Origin of the sequence: Streptomyces sp. NPDC059355 (genome assembly GCF_042752335.1) — a bacterium.
Lineage (GTDB): Bacteria > Actinomycetota > Actinomycetes > Streptomycetales > Streptomycetaceae > Streptomyces.
In genome coordinates, this window is record NZ_JBHYXN010000023.1 from 93,034 (window position 1) to 114,311 (window position 21,278).

Annotated in this window: 18 protein-coding genes; 7 read left to right on the forward strand and 11 right to left on the reverse strand. The window is 73.6% G+C overall.

Translation table 11 applies throughout. From position 1 onward, the window contains the following. Positions 1 to 4: 4 nt before the first annotated feature. Together ACFXGI_RS22355 and ACFXGI_RS22360 are read left to right on the forward strand one after the other, a co-directional pair. On the forward strand, positions 5 to 1,813 hold the full coding sequence (locus tag ACFXGI_RS22355; protein WP_384709372.1) for an ATP-binding cassette domain-containing protein: 1,809 nt from the start codon (positions 5 to 7) through the stop codon (positions 1,811 to 1,813). Then, positions 1,810 to 3,636: an ATP-binding cassette domain-containing protein gene (locus ACFXGI_RS22360; RefSeq protein WP_384709375.1), complete on the forward strand. Its 1,827-nt coding sequence runs from the start codon at positions 1,810 to 1,812 to the stop codon at positions 3,634 to 3,636. The genes ACFXGI_RS22355 and ACFXGI_RS22360 overlap by 4 nt, the downstream gene beginning before the upstream one ends. 35 nt (positions 3,637 to 3,671) lie before the next feature. On the opposite strand, the gene ACFXGI_RS22365 is transcribed toward ACFXGI_RS22360, so the two are convergent. From ACFXGI_RS22365 to ACFXGI_RS22375, 3 genes are all read right to left on the reverse strand, one after another. Next, positions 3,672 to 4,280: a LuxR C-terminal-related transcriptional regulator gene (locus ACFXGI_RS22365; protein WP_384709378.1), complete on the reverse strand. Its 609-nt coding sequence runs from the start codon at positions 4,278 to 4,280 to the stop codon at positions 3,672 to 3,674. 251 nt (positions 4,281 to 4,531) lie between these two features. Then, positions 4,532 to 5,356, reverse strand: a complete 825-nt coding sequence (locus ACFXGI_RS22370; protein ID WP_384709381.1) for a DUF1206 domain-containing protein — start codon at positions 5,354 to 5,356, stop codon at positions 4,532 to 4,534. Positions 5,357 to 5,360: 4 nt separating this feature from the next. Continuing rightward, positions 5,361 to 5,810, reverse strand: coding sequence for an SRPBCC family protein (locus ACFXGI_RS22375; protein WP_030867498.1), 450 nt, complete (start codon positions 5,808 to 5,810; stop codon positions 5,361 to 5,363). 211 nt (positions 5,811 to 6,021) lie between these two features. On the opposite strand from ACFXGI_RS22375, the gene ACFXGI_RS22380 reads away from it, so the two are divergent. Then, positions 6,022 to 6,576 (forward strand): hemerythrin domain-containing protein, encoded by a 555-nt coding sequence (locus tag ACFXGI_RS22380; RefSeq protein WP_384709385.1) that lies wholly within the window; start codon positions 6,022 to 6,024, stop codon positions 6,574 to 6,576. A gap of 176 nt (positions 6,577 to 6,752) precedes the next feature. Beyond that, on the forward strand, positions 6,753 to 7,844 hold the full coding sequence (locus tag ACFXGI_RS22385) for a mechanosensitive ion channel family protein (RefSeq protein WP_384709388.1): 1,092 nt from the start codon (positions 6,753 to 6,755) through the stop codon (positions 7,842 to 7,844). 42 nt (positions 7,845 to 7,886) lie between these two features. Here ACFXGI_RS22385 and ACFXGI_RS22390 read toward each other — a convergent pair whose 3' ends face one another. The 6 genes from ACFXGI_RS22390 to ACFXGI_RS22415 form a co-directional block, all read right to left on the reverse strand. After that, a complete protein-coding gene (locus ACFXGI_RS22390; protein WP_384709462.1) occupies positions 7,887 to 9,257 on the reverse strand; it encodes an NAD(P)/FAD-dependent oxidoreductase in 1,371 nt (456 codons plus the stop codon). 89 nt (positions 9,258 to 9,346) lie between these two features. After that, positions 9,347 to 9,469 carry a hypothetical protein gene (locus ACFXGI_RS22395; protein ID WP_384709391.1) on the reverse strand — a complete coding sequence of 41 codons (123 nt, stop codon included), beginning with the start codon at positions 9,467 to 9,469 and terminating at the stop codon, positions 9,347 to 9,349. 102 nt (positions 9,470 to 9,571) lie between these two features. Beyond that, complete coding sequence (locus ACFXGI_RS22400) at positions 9,572 to 10,054, reverse strand: ATP-binding protein (protein ID WP_384709394.1); 483 nt, start codon at positions 10,052 to 10,054, stop codon at positions 9,572 to 9,574. A 172-nt stretch (positions 10,055 to 10,226) separates the two neighbouring features. Next, the gene (locus ACFXGI_RS22405) at positions 10,227 to 11,180 is read right to left on the reverse strand and encodes an anti-sigma factor RsbA family regulatory protein (protein ID WP_384709396.1); all 954 of its coding nucleotides are present in this window, start codon (positions 11,178 to 11,180) and stop codon (positions 10,227 to 10,229) included. Then, complete coding sequence (locus ACFXGI_RS22410) at positions 11,177 to 11,626, reverse strand: STAS domain-containing protein (protein ID WP_384709399.1); 450 nt, start codon at positions 11,624 to 11,626, stop codon at positions 11,177 to 11,179. Before ACFXGI_RS22410 ends, ACFXGI_RS22405 begins: the two co-directional genes overlap by 4 nt. Before the next feature lie 8 nt (positions 11,627 to 11,634). After that, a complete protein-coding gene (locus ACFXGI_RS22415) occupies positions 11,635 to 12,570 on the reverse strand; it encodes a SigB/SigF/SigG family RNA polymerase sigma factor (protein WP_384709402.1) in 936 nt (311 codons plus the stop codon). Positions 12,571 to 12,791: 221 nt separating this feature from the next. On the opposite strand from ACFXGI_RS22415, the gene ACFXGI_RS22420 reads away from it, so the two are divergent. After that, positions 12,792 to 13,139 carry an STAS domain-containing protein gene (locus tag ACFXGI_RS22420; RefSeq protein WP_384709405.1) on the forward strand — a complete coding sequence of 116 codons (348 nt, stop codon included), beginning with the start codon at positions 12,792 to 12,794 and terminating at the stop codon, positions 13,137 to 13,139. Here ACFXGI_RS22420 and ACFXGI_RS22425 read toward each other — a convergent pair. Beyond that, positions 13,134 to 13,598: an ATP-binding protein gene (locus tag ACFXGI_RS22425; protein ID WP_384709407.1), complete on the reverse strand. Its 465-nt coding sequence runs from the start codon at positions 13,596 to 13,598 to the stop codon at positions 13,134 to 13,136. The genes ACFXGI_RS22420 and ACFXGI_RS22425 overlap by 6 nt on opposite strands. Positions 13,599 to 13,774: 176 nt before the next feature. Here ACFXGI_RS22425 and ACFXGI_RS22430 point away from each other — a divergent pair, with 176 nt between their 5' ends. Together ACFXGI_RS22430 and ACFXGI_RS22435 are read left to right on the forward strand one after the other, a co-directional pair. Further along, a complete protein-coding gene (locus ACFXGI_RS22430; protein WP_384709410.1) occupies positions 13,775 to 17,242 on the forward strand; it encodes a HAMP domain-containing protein in 3,468 nt (1,155 codons plus the stop codon). Continuing rightward, a complete protein-coding gene (locus tag ACFXGI_RS22435) occupies positions 17,239 to 19,683 on the forward strand; it encodes a SpoIIE family protein phosphatase (RefSeq protein WP_384709413.1) in 2,445 nt (814 codons plus the stop codon). The genes ACFXGI_RS22430 and ACFXGI_RS22435 overlap by 4 nt, the downstream gene beginning before the upstream one ends. Positions 19,684 to 19,713: 30 nt before the next feature. Here ACFXGI_RS22435 and ACFXGI_RS22440 read toward each other — a convergent pair whose 3' ends face one another. After that, positions 19,714 to 21,273, reverse strand: a complete 1,560-nt coding sequence (locus ACFXGI_RS22440; protein ID WP_384709416.1) for a DUF4139 domain-containing protein — start codon at positions 21,271 to 21,273, stop codon at positions 19,714 to 19,716. Positions 21,274 to 21,278: the final 5 nt, after the last annotated feature.

Sequence of the window (21,278 nt, forward strand, 5' to 3'; positions counted from 1 at the left end):
GCCGATGAGCCGCCCGGACGCGGCCCCCGCACCCGAGGCCGCGGCGGCGCAGGCGGCGGCCGTGGCACGTACCGCCGACCGGGCTCTCGTGGCAGCGGCCCGGCACAGCGCCGGACGCACCGCCGCGGTCCTCGGATGCACGCTGAGCGCCGCCGCGGCGGCGCTCGCCGAACCGGCCGTCCTCGGCCACACCCTCGACCTGCTGCTCCGCCGCGCCCCGGCGGGCCCCGCCTGGACGCTGTTGTGCGCCGCGGTCATCGCGGCCGAAGTGGCCTTGGACGCGGCCGCCGCCCGGCTGGCGGGCGAGGTCGACGGCCGCTCCACCGGCCGCCTGCGCAGGCTCGCGCTCGCCCGGCTGCTGCGGACGGCCCCGCACCACGCCGCCCGCCACGCGCCCGGCGACACCGCGGCGCGGCTGACCGCGCACGCCACCGAGGCCGGCAAGGTCCCGGCCGCCGTCGCGCACGCCGTCGCCGCACTGCTCCCGCCCCTCGGGGCGGTCACCGCCCTCTTCCTCATCGACCTGTGGACGGCGCTCGCCTTCCTCGTCGGCGTTCCGTTCCTGGTGCTCCTGCTGCGTGCCTTCGCCCGCGACACCCACGCCAGCATCGCCCGCTACCAGCAGGTCCAGCTCGAAACAGCCGGCCGCCTGACCGAGGCGCTGTCCGGGGCGCGGACGATCGCCGCCGCCGGCACCGCGGAGCGCGAACGCGCGCGGATCCTGGCCCGGTTGCCCGAGCTGGGCACCGAGGGCAGACGGATGTGGCAGGTCTACGGCGGCACCACGGCCCGGTCCGCGGCGCTCATGCCGATGCTCCTGTACGCGGTCCTGGCCGTCGGCGGCATCCGCCTGTCGGCGGGGGCGATCGGGGTCGGCGAACTCCTCGCCGCCGTACGGTACGCGGGCCTCGCGGCCGGCATCGGAGCCGTGACCGGCGGGCTCGCGGCAGTGGTCCGCGGCCGGGCCGCGGCCCGGCGGACCGCCGCCCTTCTGGCCCTGCCCGTACTCGGCCACGGCCGGGCGCGGCTGCCGGAAGGCGGCCCCGGCACCCTGGAACTGCGGGGCGTCCGGGTCGTGCGCGAGGGTGCCGCGGTCCTGCGCGACATCGGCCTGCTGATCCCCGGAGGCACCACCGTGGCCGTGGTGGGCCGCTCGGGCGCGGGCAAGACGCTGTTCGCCGCCGTGGCCGGCCGGCTCACCGACCCCGACGAGGGCAGGGTCCTGCTGGACGGGGTGCCCCTGCGGGATCTGAGCGCCGAAGTGCTGTGCCGCGAGGTCGGATACGCCTTCGACCGGCCCGTGCTGCTCGGGGACACGGTCGGCGAGGCGATCGCCTTCGGCGCGGGTCCGGGCCCCGGCCCGGAAGCGGTGCGCGCCGCGGCCCGTGCCGCGGGAGCCGACCTGTTCGTCCGGCGCCTGCCCCACGCGTACGGAACGCGCCTCGCCGACGCCCCGATGTCGGGCGGAGAAGTCCAACGCCTCGGACTGGCAAGGGCATTCGCCCATGCGGGCCGGCTCCTCGTACTGGACGACGCCACCTCCAGCCTCGACACCGTCACGGCCCGGGAGGTCGAGCGGGCCCTCGCCCGCGAGATCCGGCCCGGCACCCGGATCGTGGTCGCGCACCGCCTCTCGTCAGCCGTCCGCGCCGATCTCGTCGTATGGCTGGAGGACGGGCGGATACGGGCGACCGGAACCCACGACGAGCTCTGGCGGCACGAGCCCGCCTACCGGGCGGTGTTCGCCGCCGGCACGGAACGGGAGACGGACGAGGACACGGAAAGGGACACGGAGCGGGAGGCGGCGCGGTGACCGGGGGAGGGGCCCGGGGCCGGGTGGCCCCCGAGGGCCGGCGGTTCCTGCGCGGCCGCAAGAGGGCTGTGGGCCGGCTGGCCGCATGGTCGCTCCTGGAGTCCGCGCACACCTTCCTCGGAGGCTACGGTGTGGCCCGCGCCCTCGACGACGGTTTCCTCGCCGGCCGCACCGCCACCGGCCTCGGCTGGCTGGCCGCGGCCGGAGCCGGAGCGCTGATCGGCGGGTTCGCCCTGCGCGGCGTGTTCGCCGGGCTCGCGGACCTCGTGGAGCCGCTGCGGGACGGCCTGGTGCGGCGGGCGGTGCGGCAGGCACTGGACCGGGCCGTCGCCGACCCGGCGGGCGCCGGCGACACGGGCGCGGTGTCCCGGCTGACCCAGCAGACGGAGATGGCCCGGGACTCCTTCGCGGGGCTGGTCCTGACGGCCCGCTCGTTCGTGTTCACCGCCGTGGGCGCCCTCGTCGGCATGGCCGCCCTGGCGCCCGTGCTGCTGCTGGTCGTGCTGCCGCCCCTGTTGCTGGGCGTGGCCGCCTTCCTCGCCACGCTGCGCCCCCTGGCCGCCGTACAACGCAGGTCCCTGGACACCGACGAGGTGCTGGCCGACCGGGTGGGGAAGCTGGCCGAGGGCCTGCGCGACATCGTCGCCTGCGGGGGACGGGCAGCCGTGGAAGCGCGGGCGGAGCCCCTGATCGCCGCGCAGGAGCGGCTGGCGCGCACCCTCGCGGGCTGGGCGGCCCTGCGCGCCCTGGCCCTGGGCACGGCGGGCCGGCTGCCGGTGATCGCACTCCTTGCCGCGACACCCTGGCTGCTCGGCCGCGGCATCACCGCCGGCACGCTGGCCGGCGGACTCACGTACCTGGTACAGGCCCTGCTGCCCGCCCTCAACTCGCTGATGACCGCCATGGGTTCCGCCGGAACCCGGCTGCTCGTGGTACTCGAACGCTTCAGCGCTCCGGAGCCGCCGGACCCGATCGGCCACGGCACCGTGAAGCCGGACCCGGACCCGGACCCGGACCCGGAGCACGAGCCGGACCTGGACCCGGAGCCGCGGCAGCGGCCCCGGCCGGTCCGCCCGCGGACCGGCGCCGCGGCCGAGCTCCGGGGCGTCACCTTCGCCTACGGCCCCGGCGCGGCTCCCGTGGTCGACGGCCTCGACCTGTTGGTGCGCCCCGGGGAGCACCTCGCGGTGGTCGGACCGAGCGGCATCGGCAAGTCCACACTCACCGCCCTGCTCGCCGGAATGCTGTCACCCGACGCGGGATCGGTGCTCGTCGCCGGCGCGGCCGCCTGCCGGGGACCGAGGTCCACCGGGCCGGACCCGCGGCGGACGCTGCTGCCGCAGCAGGCCTACGTGTTCACCGGCACCGTACGGGAGAACCTGACCCACCTCGCGGTCGCCCCGGGCACCCCGGAGCCCGGCGACGTCCGGGTGCGGCGCGCCGTCGGCGCCCTCGGGCTGGACGAGCTGGTGGCACGGCTCGGCGGCCTGGACGCCGGGGTGTCGCCCCGGCTGCTGTCCCGGGGCGAGAGCCAGCAGCTCGCGCTCGCCGCCGCCTACCTCTCGCCCGCGCCGCTCCTGCTGCTCGACGAAGCCACCTGCCACCTCGACCCGGCGGCCGAGGAGCGTGCCGAACGGGCCCTCGCGGACCGTCCCGGCACCCTCGTGGTCGTGGCCCACCGTGTCTCGTCCGCGGCCCGCGCCGACCGGGTCCTCGTCCTCGACGGGACCCGCGCCGTCTGCGGCACACACGAAGAACTCCCCGCCAGGTCACCCCTGTACCGCGATCTGGTGGGGAGGTGGAACCAGGCCGCGGACGAGTGACAGGGCCGTCGTGCCCGTCCGCGGCGGCCCGGGGATCAGACCCAGCCGGCGCCCCGGGATATCCGGATCGCGTCGATGAGATTGCGCGCCCCGGTCTTGCGGGTCGCCGCGGCCATGTAGTTGCGCACCGTCCCGCTCGCCAGGTGCAGCGTACGGGCGATCTCGGCGATCGAATCGCCCTCCGCGGCCCGGGTCAGCACGCTCAGCTCCCGCGGGCTCAGCGGCAGGGGGTCGGCCTCCAGGAAGGCGGAAGCCAGCGAGGCGTCGATGAACCGTTCCCCCGCGGCGACCTTCCGGACCGCCCGTACGAGCCGCCCCGGCGAGCCGTCCTTGTCGACGTAACCGCGCGCCTCGGCGCGGAACGCGCGGTGCAGCAGCCCGGGCGCGCCGGTCGACGCGAGCACCAGGACCGGGGACGGGGGCGCGAGGACCCGGTGGTCCGCGCGCCCGTCATGGGCGAGGACGGCCGTCGTCCCCGGACAGTCGAGGTCGACGACCGTCACGTCTGGTCGTAACGACTCGGACTGGCGTGCCGCGGCCCGCCAGCCCGCCGACGTGACCTCGAACGGACCTTCGGATCTCAGGAGGGCGGCCAGTGCAGACCTGACCAGGCTGACGCTGTGCAGGACGAGGACCTTCGTCATCGTGTGTGCTCCTCGGTAGACGGACCAACGGCACCACGGGTGCCCCGTACAGAGCCGATGGAACGTCACTGCGGGGGGCGTGCAGGGGCGTACGGCCAAGTTGGCCGAGATACCCACGGATTCCGCTTCCCTTCGGCGGGTAACGCCCTTGAGCGGTCGGATCCGTCCTGCCCGCCCGGCGCGAAACAGCGGCCCGGCGCGAAGCAGCGGCGCGGCGCGAAGCAGCGGCCCGCCTCCGACCTCGGCCCGCCTCAGACCTCACGCCACCGGGCCATCGCCCAGGAGAACACCCCGAAGAGCATCAACCCGACGGCGACCGCGACCAGGAGCCACGGCCCCGCCGCGGTACCGGCGAGCGACCTCAGGGTGTCGTCCACACCCTTCGCCTGCGCCGGGTCGTAGCGCACCGCGGCGTACACGAGGAACCCGCCGGCCGACGCGAACACGACACCGCGGGCCAGGCCGCCGCCCACCCCGAGGAAATCGACGGTCTTGCGCCCCCATTCGGGGACCCCTCCCATCGTGAGGTGCCTGCGGAAGGTGCGCCGCGCCGCCTGCACCGCGATGACCACGCCCGCGACGGCGATCCCGAGCCCTGCCGCACCCACCAGCCACTGGCCGGCGGGCAGGTCCAGCGCCCGGGCCGTCCCGTCGCGCGACTGCTCGTCCCCGGAGCGCCCCCCGCCGCCCGCCGCGAACGACAGGACGGAGAAAGCGACCACGGCGTAGAAGACCGTCCGGCCGGCCGAGGCCAACCGCTTCACGGGCTTGCCGCCGTCCGGCCCGGCAGCGCCGAAGACCGCCTCCGACAGCCGCCACAGCGCCATGCAGACGAGCCCGGCCCCGACGGCCCAGACGAGGACACCGCCGAAGGGCTGTCCCACGAGCTCCCGCAGGGCGCCCTGGCGGTCGGCCTCCTCGCCCCCCGCGTCACCGAAAGCCACGCGCAGGGCCAGCATCCCGATCAGCACGTACAGGACCCCGCGCGCCGACAGGCCGCAGCGGGCCGTGAACTCCCGCAGTCCACCACCGCGGGACGCGGCCCGCACGCCCTTGCCCCCGCCCCCGCCTCTCATCGCGTCAGACCTCGCCCCGCCAGGCACCCGTCTCGACCCCGCGCGACTCGATGAACAGCTTGAACCGCTTCAGATCACCGGCCACCTGGCGCTTGACGAAGCCGAGCTTGTCGGCGGCGGTCTCGGCCAGGCCGTCGGGCACCCAGTTCATGTGCAGGACGACCTTCGTGGTGGTCGCGTCGATCGGCTGGAAGACGACCAGGCCGGCCTGGCGCGCCTCCCCGTCCACCGTCATCCACGCGACGCGCCGGTCCGGGAGCTGCTCGGTGATCTGCGCGTCGAACTCACGCTGCACACCATTCACGTTCGTCACCCAGTGGGTCATCGTGTCCGTGCGCTGGTCGATGCGCTCGACGCCTTCCATGAAGACGGGGAAGTCCTCGAACTGCGTCCACTGGTTGTAGGCCGTCCGCACGGGGACGTTGACCTCGACATACTCCTCGACGTGTGACACGTGCACTCCTTCCGTACCGTTGGCGGCCCGGCACCGCGGGGTGCCGGGCGCCGCCTCCAGAGCTTTCGCGGCGCGGCTACCCGCCTCCGGGCGTGCCATGCGCCGACGGCCGCGCACCGGCGGCCGTCCCGTTGGATCTGCGTCATCCCGGGTACACGCGCGGCGACCGGCGTGCACCGCCGGCCGAGGCCGATCGGGAAGGAACAACGGCATGGGACACGCAAAGGACGTCATCGAGGAACTGACCGTCGATCACCGCGAGGTGGATGAGCTGTTCGACAGGATCGAGCACACCACCCCGGCGGGCGAACGGCAGAAGGCGGCCGAACAGCTGACCATCGAACTGATCCAGCACTCGGTGGCGGAGGAGGAGCATCTCTACCCGGCGGTCCGGGAGCATTTCCCGGACGGCGACCTCATCGCGGACAAGGAGCTCGCCGACCACGCGCGCGTCGAGAAGATGCTGAAGGACCTCGAAGGACTGGACGCGGCCGGCCCGGAGTTCGACCGGCCGATCGCCGTACTGAAGGCGGAGGTCACCGCCCACGTGCACGACGAGGAGCAGAACCTCTTCCCCCGGCTCCGCCACGCGTGCACACCAGAGTCGCTGGAGGCGCTGGGCGACCGCGTGCGCCGGGCCAAGAGGTTCGCTCCGACCCGCCCCCACCCCGGGGCCCTCCCCTCCCAGCCGCACCACCGGCTGCTGTCCGCCGGCACGGGACTGGTCGACCGCGCGCGGGACTTCCTCAGCGGGCGCGGCCGGTAGGCCGACCGGCAACCTGCGGCCGCCGCCGTTCCCACCCCGCAGCGGGGGCGGGGACGGCGGCTTTCGCATCCGCCGAGGTGCGGTCGGCCTCCGCCGCGCGGGAGGTCCCGTGTGTCGCCCGTCCTCGCCTGGGCATGCGCGGGGAAGTCCGTGCCGCCTACACCCGCCGAGGAGACATGAACCACGCCCTTCGCCTGCTGACCGTCCTGGGAGGCTCGATCCTCCTCACCTTCGCCGCCGGATGGGCCGCCGACCTCCTGCTGCGCCGGGCCGACGCACGCCACCCGGAAACGCCCCTGTGGAACGCGCTGCGCCGCTGCCGCCGGGCCCTGCAGATCGTGTTGCTCGCCGCCCTGCTCCGAGGGGCCCACCGGCAGACCGAGTGGAGGCCCCTCCAGCAGCACGAGGCCGTCGCCGGCCGCATCCTCACGCTCGCACTGATCGGCGCCGGCGCCTGGCTGATCGTGGGCGTGGCCTCGGCCGCGGTCGAGTCCGGCTACGCCCGCTACGCGGCCGGTACCCGCGACCCGGCCAGGATCCGCAGGGTCCGCACCCAGGTCACCTTGATCACGCGCGTCGTGACCGTCGTCGTCGCCGTCGTCGCGGCCGCGGCGATGCTCCTCACCTTCCCGAGCTTCCGTGCGCTCGGCACCTCCGTGCTCGCCTCCGCCGGCATCATCGGAATCGTGGCCGGTGTCGCGGCCCAGTCCACCCTCGGCAACCTCTTCGCCGGATTCCAGATCGCCTTCGGCGACATGGTGCGCATCGGCGACACGGTCGTGGTCGCCGGTGAGTGGGGAGTGGTGGAGGACATCACCCTCACCTTCCTCGCGGTACGGACCTGGGACGAGCGCCGCATCACCATGCCCGTCTCGTACTTCACCACCCGCCCCTTCGAGAACTGGTCCCGCGGCGGTGTCCAGATGACCGGCACCGTCTTCCTCCACTGCGACCACCGCGCCCCCGTGGACCTCATACGGGACAAGGTGCACGAGATCCTGCACCAGTGCCCGGGGTGGGACGGCCGCGGCTGGGACGTCGCCGTCACCGAGACGACTCCCTCCACCATGGTCGTGCGGGCCATCGTCACGGCCAAGGACGCCGACGACCTGTGGACGGTGCGCTGCGCGGTACGGGAACAGCTGATCGCCTGGCTGTCGGAGAAGCACCCGGACGCCCTGCCCCGCCTGGTCCTCGCGCCGTCGCCGAAGCCCGGGGCGGGCCGCGGCGCGGACGCCACCGGATGGGCCGCACCCCCGCACCCGTAGGAGACCGCACCGCGGGCGGCAGGAACGCCGCGAAGACACTCCCTAGGGAAGGCGCCGCGCGCGGAGGGGAGCCGTGTGCTCGCGGACCTGTTCGGGGGTCAGGTACGCGTCGGTGTGCTCGAACTCCCGCAGTGTCGGCGGCCGCCACGTCTGGAAGCCCGTCCGTACGAAGTCGTCGCCCGCAACCGCGTTGAGGAGCCAGTTCGTCAGTACCCTGGTCCTGGCCACAGGGGTGCGCAGCGCAGCCCAGTGGTACCCCCGGGCCACCGCCTGCGCGGGCAGGCCGCGCAGCTCGATGCCGAGCGGCCTGGAGACTCCGTCGCGTCCGCCCAGGTCCACCACGAGGCCCAGGTCCTCGTGCCGGTAGGGCCGCAGCGGCCGGTGGCGCAGGGTCGCGACGAGGTTGTCGGCCGCCGTGCGCCCCTGCCGCTGGGCGTGCTGGGCGGTGGGCGGGCAGACGGCCCCGTCGCGGTCCGCGGCGAGGTCGGGGACCGCGGCCGCGTCGCCGAGTGCGAGCACTCCGGGATGGCCGGGCACCGTCAGATCCGGGGAGACCACGAGCCGTCCGCGGTCGGTGTCGGCCTCCAGGGTGGCGATGAGCGGGCTGGCGGCCACCCCTGCGGTCCAGATCAGCGTACGGGTGCGCAGGACACGGCCGTCGGTGAGCGTCACCTCCTCCGGCCCGGCCTTGGCCACGGACACGCCGAGCGACACCTCGATGCCGCGTCGCCTCAGCACCCTCAGCGCCGACGAGCCGAGGGCCTCGCCGAGTTCGGGCATCAGCGTCGGCGCGATGTCCACGAGGTGCCAGCGGATCTGCCGCGGGTCCAGGCGCGGGTAGCGCCGGACCGCATGGCGGGTGAGCCGCTGCAGGCAGGCGACCGTCTCGGTGCCGGCGTAGCCGCCGCCCACGACGACGAAGCACAGCCGGGACGCCCGCTCCGCCTCGTCCTCGCAGGCATCGGCGAGATCGAGCTGCGCGATGACGTGATCGCGCAGGAACGCGGCCTCAGCGAGCGTCTTGATGCCGCGGGCGTGCTCGGTGAGTCCGGGGATGTCGAAGGAGCGGGTGACGCTGCCCGGAGCCAGGACCAGGTGGTCGTAGGCCAGCGGGGTCAGCTCGCCCGAGATCTTCCGTACGACGCACACCTTCGCCCGGGTGTCCACGCCGACGGCGCCGCCGGGAACGATGCGGGTACGGTGCCGGCGGCTGCGGCGCAGGGAGACGGCGATCGACTGCGGGGTCAGCACCCCGGCGGCGACCTGCGGGAGGAGCGGCAGGTACAGCTGGAAGGAGGACGGGGTGACGAGGATGATCTCCGCCTCGGCGGGGGAGAGGCGCCGCTCCAGGCGGCGGACGCACTCCACACCGGCGAAGCCGGCGCCCACCACCAGGATCCTCGGACGTGCCACGGCTGCTGCCACGGATGTCATGGTGTCGTTCCCTTCCCGGGCCTGCTGGGTCCACTGACTCCGGCGCGTCTGCCCCGCAGGCGTGGTTCCTACCGGTGTCCGGCCAGGGTGCGGACGAGGATCAGGAGGGCGTAGGCGATGACGATCAGGTGGACCCAGGCGGGGCCGGGCGCCGGGGTGAGGGCCAGGGAGGTGAGCGCATCGGATGTCATACCGCGCGCTTGCCCTGGTCTCCCGGAATGACGCTCACGTACGGGGGCACGGGGGTACGGGGAAAACGGGGACGCGGCGCACGGAGCCCGCGCCCGGCCGGGTCACCGGCCGGCGGGCCTGCCCGAGGTCAGCCGCGATGCCTCGATCTCGGCCCAGACGGCCTTTCCGTGCTCATGGATCTGGGTGCCCCAGCGGTCGGAGAGGCGCTGAACGATGTAGAGGCCGTGTCCGCCCGGGAGTCCGCGCTGCGGGGACGGGTGGCGGCGGGGCGGTGTCGTCGAGCCGTCGAAGACCTCGATCCGAAGGACCTCACCGGCGCAGACCACGAGTTCGACGCAACCACCCGCGTGCAGGGACGCGTTGGTCAGCAGCTCGGATACGAGGAGCAGGGCGTCCTCGGAGGTCTTGGTGCCGTCCCAGCCCCAGTCCTGCAAGGCCTGGCGCGTGAAGTCGCGGCCCTTGGCGACGTGCCCGCGGACGCCGGACAGGGCGAGGCGACGGCGTTGCACCACGGCGGAAGGCCCGGCGTCGAGTGGATCGCCGGTTCCGGTCCCGGTCCCGGTTCCCGGTCCGATGGTTTCCACTGTGGTACCTCACCCCCACCGTTGACACTGGTCTCTTCGCGCGGGGCCCCTTGTGGCCCCGCCCGCCCTGCGCCCGGTCCCTTCACGGTCCCGGTGTCGCGGATCTCGCGTATGCCCTAGTGGAGAGGGAACACCCGAGCATGCCCGTGACATTTTAGAGGAGCCGCCGGTCTCAGGAGCATGCGATGTGCATCCTCAGGGTAAGGCCGCTCTCGGAGGCGCGGATCTCGACCAGGTCGCACAGCTGATGGATCATCCACAGGCCGCGGCCTCCCTCCACCGATGCCAGGGAGGGGCGGCGGCGTCCCTGCAGCGGGTCGGCGAGGTGGCCGCCGTCGCGGACCTCGGCGACGGCACCGCCGCCCGCGGTGCTCCACAGCCGGAGGGAGCCGCTCCCGCCGCCGTGGGCCAGGGAGTTGGCGGCGGCCTCGCTGATCGCGAGGATCAGATCGCCGCGCCGGGCCGTGCTCAGGTCCGTCCCGCGGGCCCAGGTCTCGGTGTACGCGCGTACCTCGCCCAGCTCCCCGGAGGCATAGGCGAACCGGGGCACACTTCCATCGGGCTCGGGCAGGGGCTCGTCGCAGTCGGCGCAGACCGCCGAGGCGTCGGAGTACTCGGGGCTGAGCAGGTTCTTGCCCTCCGCGATCACGGTGGGATGGGTGCGCCGGGCGTCGGACACCACCGTGGCCGGCAGGCCCAGGACGTCGTACGGGCACAGGACGGTGGCGCGGCGCCCCGCGAAGGCGGAGTTGATGAGGGCCTCGTGACGCGTGGCCTCCAGCACCTCGGCCCGCGAGCGGCCGGGCCAGATCGGCTCGCCCACGATCCGGGCGGGCCGGCCGCCCGCGGGCCGGTCGGCGAAGTCCTGCAGGGCGGCCAGGATACGGCCGGGATTGCGGCCCAGCTGCGTCATGTCCGTCCACGTGACCTCGGCCCCGGTGACGTCGAGGCTCTCGCGCAGGGCGTCCAGGCGCGCGCCGGGCACGGCCACGAGCACCGGCTCGTCGGCCGCGAGGGCCGCGCGCACGAACCCGCCCACTCCCGCCAGGTACTCCGCCTGGCCCTGGTAGAAGAGGGCGGGGTGGACGAAGTCCCCGGGCGCGGTGGACGCAGATACGTTCATCATGCTGCGACCTCCAGCGCGGCACATTCGTCCGGGAACATCTCCACTACCTTGCGGAGCGAGTATGGCGGGTGGTGGAGCACCAGACGACGGCCCTGTCCCGTGACGGTGGCGTTCGCCTGCACCAGGGCGGCGACGGCGGCGGCATCGAGGAAGGCCACGCCGGAGAGGTCGAGATGGACGACGGGGCCCGGGATCCGGGTGAGGACGCCCAGCGCCGCGGACAGGACGGGCCGGGTGTCGAGGTCGCAGCTGCCGCACAGCAGGGCACCGGGGCGGTCGCGCAGCGGCCGGGCGGTGAGCGGCCGCCGCGTACCCGTCCCGGCCTCCGTGGCGTGCGCGTCCACGTCCGCGCACCGCACGACGGCGTCCGCCCACATCACGTCGTCGTACAACGCCTGTGCGCCGAGGGGCGGGACGGGTCCGTCGCCGCGGTGAGCCGGAGACATGCCGCCGCCTACACCGACAGCATTCCGGTACGCAGCCGGGCCAGCGTCCGTGACAGCAGGCGCGAGACCTGCATCTGCGAGATGCCCAGCTCGGCGCCGATCTCGGCCTGGGTCTTCTCCTGGCCGAAACGCAGCTGCAGGATCAGCCGGTCGCGTTCGTCCAGCTGCTCCAGCAGGGGCGCGAGGGTGTGGAACTCCTCGAAGAGCTCCATGGCGGGGTCGACGTCGCCGAGCCGGTCCGCCAGCGGCCGCGTCGTCCGGCTCGCCGAGGTCGCGGGCTCGTCGCCGTCGGCGCCGGCGGAGTCCAGGGACCCGCTGGTGTAGCCGTTCGCGGCGACCAGCCCGTCGATGACCTCCTCCTCGGTCAGTTCGAGGTGGTGGGCGACCTCCTTGACCGTCGGTGCCCGCCCCAGGACGTCGGTCAGGGCTTCCTGGGCCTTGGCGAGCTCCGTACGCAGTTCCTGGAGGCGGCGCGGCACGTGCACGGCCCAGGTGGTGTCGCGGAAGTAGCGCTTGATCTCACCGGTGATGTACGGGAGCGCGAGCGTGGAGAACTCGACCTCGCGCTCGGGGTCGTAGCGGTCGATGGCCTTGATGAGGCCGATCGTGCCCACCTGGATGATGTCCTCGATGTCCAGGCCCCCGCCCAGCACCCGGGCGCGGAAGCGCCGCGCCGCGAACTGCACGAGGGAGAGGTTCATCTCGATCAGGGTGTTGCGGGCGTACTGGTACTCGCGCGTGCCCTCCTCCAGGGTGCGGAGCCTGTCGAAGAAGAGCCTCGAAAGCTCGCGCGCGTCGGAGGGCGCCATCTCCCGGGCGTTCTTCACCTCGGGCAGTGCCACGTCCGGCGATGGGGCTCCCACGGTCCTTTCGGCGGGTACAGAGGGCGTGATCTGCACGTCTGTTGCACGAATGGGGCCTGCGACGGTGGCCGAGCGAGACATGGTGGCCGTTCCCTCCCGATTGACTGACGACTGCCCGGGCGCTCGTGCCCCGGCTTCTCGTTCTTACACGGCCCGGGCGCAATTTTCTTTCCGGACGCCCGCCGGGGTGGCCGAGTCGGCCACCGGCCGCGGCGTACCGCGGCCCCTGCGCAGCCATACCGCCGATGGGCAGGCATACTCCCTTGCGGAGGCCGTACAGGCGACGATCCGGGGAGGCGGACATGACCGGAGCAGGGGACACGCACCACGAGGGCGTGGTCGGGGACGGCTACCCGGCCGGGGCCGGATGGGTGATGGCCGCATACGGCGAGCTCGACCAGGACACGCTGGCCCCTCTGGAGGAGGCCCTCGCCACCGCGGCGGACCGGCACCGGCTGGTGGTGCTGGACGCGAGCTCCGTCACCTTCGGCGACTCCTCGTTCCTGAACCTGCTGCTGCGGGCGCACCGGCTGACCACCCTGCGGATCGCCGCCCCCGGGGATCAGCTCCGCCGCCTCTTCGCCCTGACGGGCGCCGATACGGTCCTGTCCGTGTACCCCAGCGTGGAGGACGCCGTCGCCGGGTCATGACCGGCACGGCCCGTCCCGGTCGCCCGGCGGGCCGGTGTGGGGGCCGGACCCGGCGTGGGGGCGGAAACAAGCCGTGATCGCCTTGCCGCCGTGGCACGCGTGGATGTCCCACGAGTCCGCCAGAGCGGTGACGATGCCCAGCCCCCGGCCGGAGGTGGCGTCGGCACCGGCGTCCGCCTGCCGGGGTCCGGGCAGCCGCGGATCGGAGTCGGCGACGCTGACGTGGAGGCAACGGCCGTCCCACGTCAGCACGAGGTGGGCGGTGGCTGCCGCGTGCAGGTGGGCGTTGGTGACGAGCTCGGAGACGCTGAGCAGTACGGAGTGCACCGTGTCCACGGCCCAGTCGTTCCAGGGCAGTGACGCCAGGTGCGCGGCGGTCCACTGCCGTGCCGCCCGCACTCCTCTCGATACCGGGAACGAGCGTGCCCAGCCGACGACCTTGACCGACAACGCGCTCACCTCCTTTCATCAGTCGTGTCGTTCGTCACCGACTCGTCTACCCTGCGCCCGCCCAAGAACCCGCGGGTTCCGGGGCAGTGTGCGGAAGCGCTGCTTCAGAGTGATCGGTCGTGCCATAAGGTCCTTCGGGTCGGCGTCAACCTTCGCCGACCGGTCGTGTGGCGAGGGGTGGACGCATGTCTGAGCGGACGGGCCCGGAGCCGTCGAGCGGTTCGCCGGCGACCGCGGGCGGGGCGGGGATCGGCGAACCGGAGCTGCGCCGGCTGCTGGCCGGCCTGACGGCCGTACGGGACGGGGACTTCCGCACCCGGCTGCCCGATACGTCGGACGGACTGCTCGGTGAGATCGCCACGGTCTTCAACGGGATGGCCGACCAGCTGTCGCTGGTCACGTCGGAAGTGACGCGCGTGGCCCGCCAGGTGGGCACCGAGGGGGCCCTGGGCGGTCAGGCCGACGTACCCGGCGTCGGCGGCGCCTGGCTGGACCTCACGGATTCGGTCAACTTCATGGCCGGAAACCTCACCGACCAGGTGCGTTCCATCGCCCAGGTCGCGACCGCCGTGGCCGAGGGCGACCTCTCGCAGAAGATCACCGTCACCGCGCGCGGGGAGATCCTGGAGCTGAAGGAGACCATCAACACGATGGTCGAGCAGCTCTCCGCCTTCGCCGGGGAGGTCACGCGGGTGGCCCGCGAGGTGGGCACCGAGGGCCGGCTCGGCGGTCAGGCGGACGTCAAGGGCGTCTCCGGTACGTGGAAGGACCTCACGGAATCGGTCAACGTCATGGCCGACAACCTGACCGCACAGGTCCGTTCGATCGCCCAGGTCACCACCGCGGTGGCCCAGGGCGACCTGACGCAGAAGATCCGCGTGGACGCGCGCGGGGAGATCCTGGAGCTGAAGGAGACCATCAACACGATGGTCGACCAGCTCTCCGCCTTCGCCGCCGAGGTCACGCGGGTGGCCCGCGAGGTGGGCAGCGAGGGCCGGCTCGGCGGCCAGGCCGAGGTGGAGGGCGTCTCCGGCACCTGGAAGCGACTCACCCAGAACGTCAACGAACTGGCCGGGAACCTCACCCGCCAGGTCCGGGCCATCGCCGAGGTCGCCAGCGCGGTCGCCGAGGGGGACCTGACCCGCTCGATCACGGTCGACGCCTCCGGCGAAGTCGCCGAACTCAAGGACAACATCAACTCGATGGTCGGCTCGCTGCGCGAGACCACCCGGGCCAACCAGGAACAGGACTGGCTCAAGTCCAACCTGGCCCGGATCTCGGGCCTGATGCAGGGCCACCGCGACCTCTCCGTCGTCGCCGCACTCGTCATGGACGAGCTGACACCGCTGGTCGCCGCCCAGTACGGCGCCTTCTACCTCGCCGAGGACCGCCCCGGCGGCACCGTGCTCACCCTGGTCGGCTCCTACGGCCGCCCCGCCGGCACCGGCGAGGGCACCACCTTCGCCCTCGGCGAGTCCCTCGTCGGCCAGGCCGCGCGCAGTCACCGCATCATCGCCACGGACCAGGTCCCCGGGGACTACGTCATCTCCTCGGGGCTGGGGCGCACCACCCCGGGCAGTCTGATCGTCCTGCCGATGGTGGTCGACGACCAGGCCCTCGGCGTGATCGAGCTCGCCTCCTTCAGCGCCTTCACCCCCGTACACCGCGACTTCCTCGGCCAGTTGCTGGAGACCATCGGCGTCAACGTCAACACGATCGTCGCCAACGCCCGCACCGACGAGCTCCTCGGCGAGTCCCAGCGGCTGACCGGCGAACTGCAGGCACGTTCGGCGGAGCTCCAGGTGCAGCAGGAGGAACTCCAGCGCTCCAACGCGGAGCTGGAGGAGAAGGCGGCCCTCCTCGCCAGCCAGAACCGCGACATCGAGGCCAAGAACCTGGAGATCGAACAGGCGCGGCAGGAACTGGAGGACAGGGCGCAGCAGTTGTCGCTGGCCTCGAAGTACAAGTCCGAGTTCCTCGCCAACATGAGCCACGAGCTGCGCACACCGCTCAACAGCCTCCTGATCCTCGCCCAGCTGCTCGCCCAGAACCCCACCCGCAACCTCAGCCCGAAGCAGGTCGAGTACGCGGGCGTCATCCACTCGGCGGGGTCCGACCTGCTCCAGCTGATCAACGACATCCTCGACCTGTCGAAGGTCGAGGCCGGAAAGATGGACATCAACCCCGAGGCGGTGTCCCTGCCGCAGCTGCTGGAGTACGTCGACGCCACCTTCCGGCCGATGACCACACAGAAGAGCCTCGACTTCACCGTCACGACCGCCCCCGACGCCCCGGACGCCCTGCACACCGACGACTCACGGCTGCGGCAGGTCCTGCGCAACCTGCTGTCCAACGCCGTCAAGTTCACCGAACGCGGCGGCGTCGAGCTCCGGATCGAGCCGGCGACGGCGCCCGAGGTCCCCGCCGGCCTGCCCGGCCGCGGGCCCGTGGTGGCCTTCCGGGTGCGGGACACGGGCATCGGCATCCCCGAGCAGCAGCTGGCATCCGTCTTCGGCGCCTTCCAGCAGGCCGACGGCACCACCAGCCGGAAGTACGGCGGCACCGGCCTCGGCCTCTCCATCAGCCGCGAGATCGCCCAGCTCCTCGGCGGCGCCGTCACCGCGGAGAGCACGCCGGGACAAGGCAGCACCTTCACGCTCTACCTGCCCGTCAGGTGGGCGGAGTACGAGACGGACCCGCACCCCGAGGTCCCGGCGCCCGCCCTGAACGCCGGGAGCGGACCCGCCGCAGCGGGTCACGCAGGTACGCCGGCCCTTCCCGCGCAGCGGCAGGCCCGCCGCCTGCTGGTGATCGAGGAACGCCAGGGCGGCCTGCTCACCCTCGTCGCCGAGAGCGCCGACCGGGACTTGGCCCCCCGCCACCGGCCGGACGGGGACCTCGGAGGCATCCAGGTCGTCGGCGTCACGAGCTCGCGGGAGGCCGCCGCCGCCCTGGCATCGGATTCCTTCCACTGCGTCGTCCTCGAACTCGACATGCCCGACGGCGAGGCCCTGCGCTTCCTCGACGCCCTCGACGGAGACCCGGCGCTCTCCTCCCTCCCCGTCCTCGCGCACAACAACCCCCGTCTGAACACGGGACAGGAGACGGCGCTGCGGGAACGGGCCGCGTCGCGCCGCCTGGAGCTGCTGTCCAGTCTGGACGAACTGCGCGAACGCATCGTGCTGCACCTGTCCGCGGACCAGCCGGGAGACGTACTGCCCTTCGTCCACGCGGGCGCGGAGCGGGCGCAGACCCCCGCCCGCGTGCTCGACGACGGCCTGGCCGGACGTACGGTCCTCGTCGTCGACGACGACGCGCGCAACCTGTACGCCCTCAGCGGCGTACTCGAACTGCACGGTGTCCGGGTGCTCCACGCGGAGGACGGGCGCAAGGGCATCGAAACGCTGATCCGCAACGAGGGAGTCGACCTCATCCTGATGGACGTGATGATGCCGGAACTGGACGGGTACGCGGCGACCGCCGAGATCCGGCGGATGCCGGCCCACGCGGGCCTTCCCATCATCGCGGTCACCGCCAAGGCGATGCCCGGTGACCGGGAGAAGAGCCTCGCCGCGGGGGCCAGCGACTACGTGACCAAGCCGGTCGACGCCGACGACCTCATCGCCCGCGTCCGGCACTGGCTCACGAAATGACCGCCGCCCCGCACCAGGACCCGACTGCGCACCAGGACCTGGCCCTGCATCAGGACCCGGCCCCGCACCAGGGCCTCGCCCCGCACCAGGGCCTCGCCCCGCACCAGGACCCGACGCCGCTGGGACGCCTCGTCGCCACCGTCGAACGCCTGCGCGGCGAGGTGCGGGCGGCGCACGCGGCCGCCGACGGCAGGGCCCTGGTCGAACTGGCCAAGGGCATCCTGATCGGACAGCTGAGCTGCACCCCCGCCGTGGCGGCACGGCAGCTGGACGAGCTGTCCCGCGAGACCGGGCTCTCCCCGCTCGACCTCGCCGCGGACATCGTCAACCAGGCCGCCCGCGACCACGTCAGCGAGGTCGCCGCCGAGTTCGTCGAGCGCACGGGCACGCTCGGCCCGGCCAAGCCGTCCACCAGAGTGGCGGTCCGGCTGCGCACCGCCGAGAGCGGGATGCTGGCCGCCGCCGACGACACCCAGGCGGTGGCCGAATCCCTCCTGACGAACGCCCTCGAACCCCTGGGGGCGATCGCCGTCGCCGTGTGGACCGCGGCGCCCGACGGCTCCCTGGCCCTCGCCGGGTACGCCGGGTTCCCGCCCAGGGAAGCAGCGCGCTGGCGCTACGTCCCCCCGGGCGTCTCCACCGTCGCCCGCCTCGCGCTGAGCGAGCGCCGGCTCGTCACCCTGGCCCGCCTCCAGCGCGAGGGGCTGCCCTCGATCGCGCACCTGCACTGGCCCGACGGCGGACGCATGGCCGTACCGGCCGGCACCGGCGGCCGCATCCACGGAGTGCTCGAAATCTGCTGGCCACAACCCCTGGCACCACAGCCCCCGCAGATCGAACGCCAGGTCGAGGCCCTCGCCGAACTCTGCGCCCGCACCATGGACACCGCGTCCCCGGGCGATCCCGGCCTCCCCGAAGCGCTGCTCCCCGACGTCTCGGAGCTGACCGACCTCGCCGAGGGACTGCACGACCCCGCCGTCATCCTCACCCCCGTGCTCGATCCCGAGGGACGGCTGACCGACTTCCGCATCCGCCACGCGAGCAGCCGCTTCGTCGACCCCGCCGGGCGGCAGCGCGCCGACGTCAACGGCGCCCTGCTGCTGGAGGCCTATCCGACGGCCGCCGGCGAGAACGGGCTGTTCGACATCATCGAGCGCGTGCACGCCACCGGCGAGCCCTTCAGGGCCGAACGCATGAGCCTGACCGCGCTCGTCGACCAGATCCCGCTGACCTCGGTCGCGGACATCAGCGTCAGCCGGCACGGCACGGCCGTCCTGCTGATCTGGCGCATCGAGGACGAGACGGCACGACTGGCCGACCTCCTCCAGCACGCCCAGCGCCTCGGCCGGATCGGCGGCTTCGAGGAGAACCTCGTCACCGGCGGGATCACCTGGAACGCCCAGCTCTACGCGCTGCACGGCCTCCCGGCCGGCGCCCCGCCCGTACCGCTGCGGGAACTGCCCGGCTACGCCCACCCCGACGACTCCGCCGCCCTGGACCGCTTCCTGCGGGCCGTGCTGCGCCACCGCAGCCCCGCGTCCGTCGACCTGCGCCTGCGCAGGCCCGACGGGATCACCCGCCACATCCGCGTCGTCGCCGAGCCGGTCCTCGACGCCGACCGGCGCCTGCACGCCGTCCGCGGCGCCTACCAGGACATCTCCGCCCAGCACTGGACCGAAGTCGCCCTGGCAGCGACCCGGGACCAGCTCGCCCACACCGCGGCCGAGTCCGCCGAACGCAACCGCCTCACCCTCCAGCTCCAGCACGCCATCATGCCCCCCACCCCGCCGGCCGTCGAAGCCCCGGGCCTGCGCGTGGCCGTCCGCTACCGGCCCGCGGAGTCCGAGTCGCTCGTCGGCGGCGACTGGTACGACACCGTGGTCCTGCCCTCCGGGCTGGTCATGCTCTCCGTGGGGGACGTGGCCGGACACGGCATCGAGGCCGCCACCGGCATGGTCGTCCTGCGCAACGCCCTGCGCGGCCTGGCCGTGACCGGCGCGGGCCCCGCCCAGCTGCTGTCCTGGCTCAACACGGTCACCCACCACCTGGCGAAGCACGTGACGGCCACCGCCGTCTGCGGGCTCTTCGACCCCCGCACCCGGGTGATGCGCTGGGCACGCGCCGGGCACCTGCCGCCCGTGCTCGTCCGCGGCGGCGAACCCGAGACCTTCCCGCTCATCGAGGGCCTGCTCCTCGGAGCGCTGCCGGACGTGACGTACATCGAACGGGAGGTCCGGCTGGAACCGGACGACACCCTGCTCATGTTCACGGACGGGCTGGTGGAGAGGCGGGACTCCTCGGTGGAGGACTCCCTGCTCCACCTCGTGCACGCGGCGGCCTCGGGGGTCGGTGACCTGGACGGCCAGTTGGACCGTCTCCTCGCCGAGAGCCGCTCCGACACGGACGACGACACCTGCGTCATCGGAATCCAGGTCGGCTGACACCACGGGCCGATGCCGCCGCGCTACGCTTCAGAGCCCCGCGACCTTGGCGCTCGCCGACAGCTCGTAGACCAGGGTGACCGTACGGCGGCCGCCGGGCGGGAGCGCGACGTCCCAGCGCGCGACGCCGTCGTCGTCGACCGCGGCGGGCGCGGGGGAGCAGGCCTGCTCGAGCAGGCGCACCTCCACCGCCGAGACCTCCGAGACCGGGACCCGCTCGCGTACGACGACCACCCGCTCGCCGCTCTCCGCCGGCGCGGAGAACCGGGACAGGTGCAGGCGGACCGTGCGGGTGACCACGGTCCGCTGGGTGATTCCGGCGGTGGTCCGGGACTCCTCGGTCTCCCGGACCACGCCGTGGTCGTCGCAGCTGCCGAAGGCCAGTACCACCGGGGTGCCGGGCGCGGTGAAGTCCAGCGTGCCGCGGCCGCCGAACCCGCCGGCGCGGACCAGGTCCACGGGACCGGCGAGCAGCGCGTGACCGGATCCGTTGTCGAACCGCACGACCCGGGTGACCAGCGCGGACAGCTCGGGTGAGCAGGCGTACTCACTGACCGCGGGAGCGGTGAACGCGGACAGCGGCACCCGGTGGGCGCGCCCGTCACCGGGTACGGAGACCGGTGCGGGCGCGCTCAGCACCCGCGCCTCACCGCCGTCGTCCACCCCCGGCAGGCCGAGCACCGGGGCCGGGCCGATGTCCCCGATCGCCTCCTCGCGCAACTCGACGTCGACCGTGCGGCGTTCGGCGGGGCTGCGGTCGCCCAGCGTCAGCCGGTCCTCGCCGAGCCGCGGCGGATCGGTGGCGAGCGCCGACCGGGCCGTCGACAACGTCAGCCGTACGCCGGACCAGTCCTCGCCGGTGCGCTGCCAGACCATCGCGTCGGTCTCCAGCGTCAGGGAGTCGCCGTCGAGCACGGCCCGGTAGGCGGGCCGCCACAGCGCGCACGGGGTCAGGTGGCTCAGGCGCAGCCTTGCCGGCCCGGCCGCCGCGGCGTCCACGGTCAGCTCGACATGGCCGACCAGCTCGGCGGGTTGCACATCGGAGCGCGTCATGGCCCGCCGAACCTCGTCGAGTTCGGCGTCCAGGGCGGCCAATCGAACCTGGGTGCAGCGGAGTTGCTCACCGAACTCGTCGCGCTCCCCGTCCACCCGGTCCAGTTCGAGGGCCCAGCGGGTCCCGTCGCTCTCTCCGGAGCCGGCTCCTTCGCCGATGTCCCGCAGCAGGTCGCAGGCGAGGCGGCCGAGCACGTCGAGGCGCGCGCGCAGCCGGTCGCGCCGCTGCTCCGCGGCGTGCCGCTCGCCTTCCAGTTCGCGCACGCGGCGGCGCAGGGCGGAGTCGTCGGCGGACGGCAGCGGTCCGCCGGGCGTCCAGGTGCGGACCATCCGTACGTCGAGCACGGTCGCCGGGTGCTCCGCGGTCAGCTCCGCATGGAGGGTGCGGTCCACGGCCAGCGCACTGACCGGCCCGAGCCGCAGCCGCTGGACTCCGGCCTCGAGGTCGAGCACGGCGGTGCGCTCGATGTGGGCCCGGTCCTCCAGCGCGGTGACGGCGGTGACGGGGAGGGCGATCGGCATGGGGGCCGTGGACATGGCTG

Bases quoted from the DNA above. Each gene is read 5' to 3' on its own strand.
- ACFXGI_RS22395 (WP_384709391.1), bottom strand. From the start codon at position 9,469: ATGACATCCGATGCGCTCACCTCCCTGGCCCTCACCCCGGCGCCCGGC.
- ACFXGI_RS22380 (WP_384709385.1), top strand. From the start codon at position 6,022: ATGGGACACGCAAAGGACGTCATCGAGGAACTGACCGTCGATCACCGC.
- ACFXGI_RS22440 (WP_384709416.1), bottom strand. From the start codon at position 21,273: ATGTCCACGGCCCCCATGCCGATCGCCCTCCCCGTCACCGCCGTCACC.
- ACFXGI_RS22415 (WP_384709402.1), bottom strand. From the start codon at position 12,570: ATGTCTCGCTCGGCCACCGTCGCAGGCCCCATTCGTGCAACAGACGTG.
- ACFXGI_RS22430 (WP_384709410.1), top strand. From the start codon at position 13,775: ATGTCTGAGCGGACGGGCCCGGAGCCGTCGAGCGGTTCGCCGGCGACC.
- ACFXGI_RS22370 (WP_384709381.1), bottom strand. From the start codon at position 5,356: ATGAGAGGCGGGGGCGGGGGCAAGGGCGTGCGGGCCGCGTCCCGCGGT.
- ACFXGI_RS22355 (WP_384709372.1), top strand. From the start codon at position 5: ATGAGCCGCCCGGACGCGGCCCCCGCACCCGAGGCCGCGGCGGCGCAG.
- ACFXGI_RS22385 (WP_384709388.1), top strand. From the start codon at position 6,753: ATGAACCACGCCCTTCGCCTGCTGACCGTCCTGGGAGGCTCGATCCTC.
- ACFXGI_RS22410 (WP_384709399.1), bottom strand. From the start codon at position 11,626: ATGTCTCCGGCTCACCGCGGCGACGGACCCGTCCCGCCCCTCGGCGCA.
- ACFXGI_RS22365 (WP_384709378.1), bottom strand. From the start codon at position 4,280: ATGACGAAGGTCCTCGTCCTGCACAGCGTCAGCCTGGTCAGGTCTGCA.
- ACFXGI_RS22435 (WP_384709413.1), top strand. From the start codon at position 17,239: ATGACCGCCGCCCCGCACCAGGACCCGACTGCGCACCAGGACCTGGCC.
- ACFXGI_RS22420 (WP_384709405.1), top strand. From the start codon at position 12,792: ATGACCGGAGCAGGGGACACGCACCACGAGGGCGTGGTCGGGGACGGC.
- ACFXGI_RS22405 (WP_384709396.1), bottom strand. From the start codon at position 11,180: ATGATGAACGTATCTGCGTCCACCGCGCCCGGGGACTTCGTCCACCCC.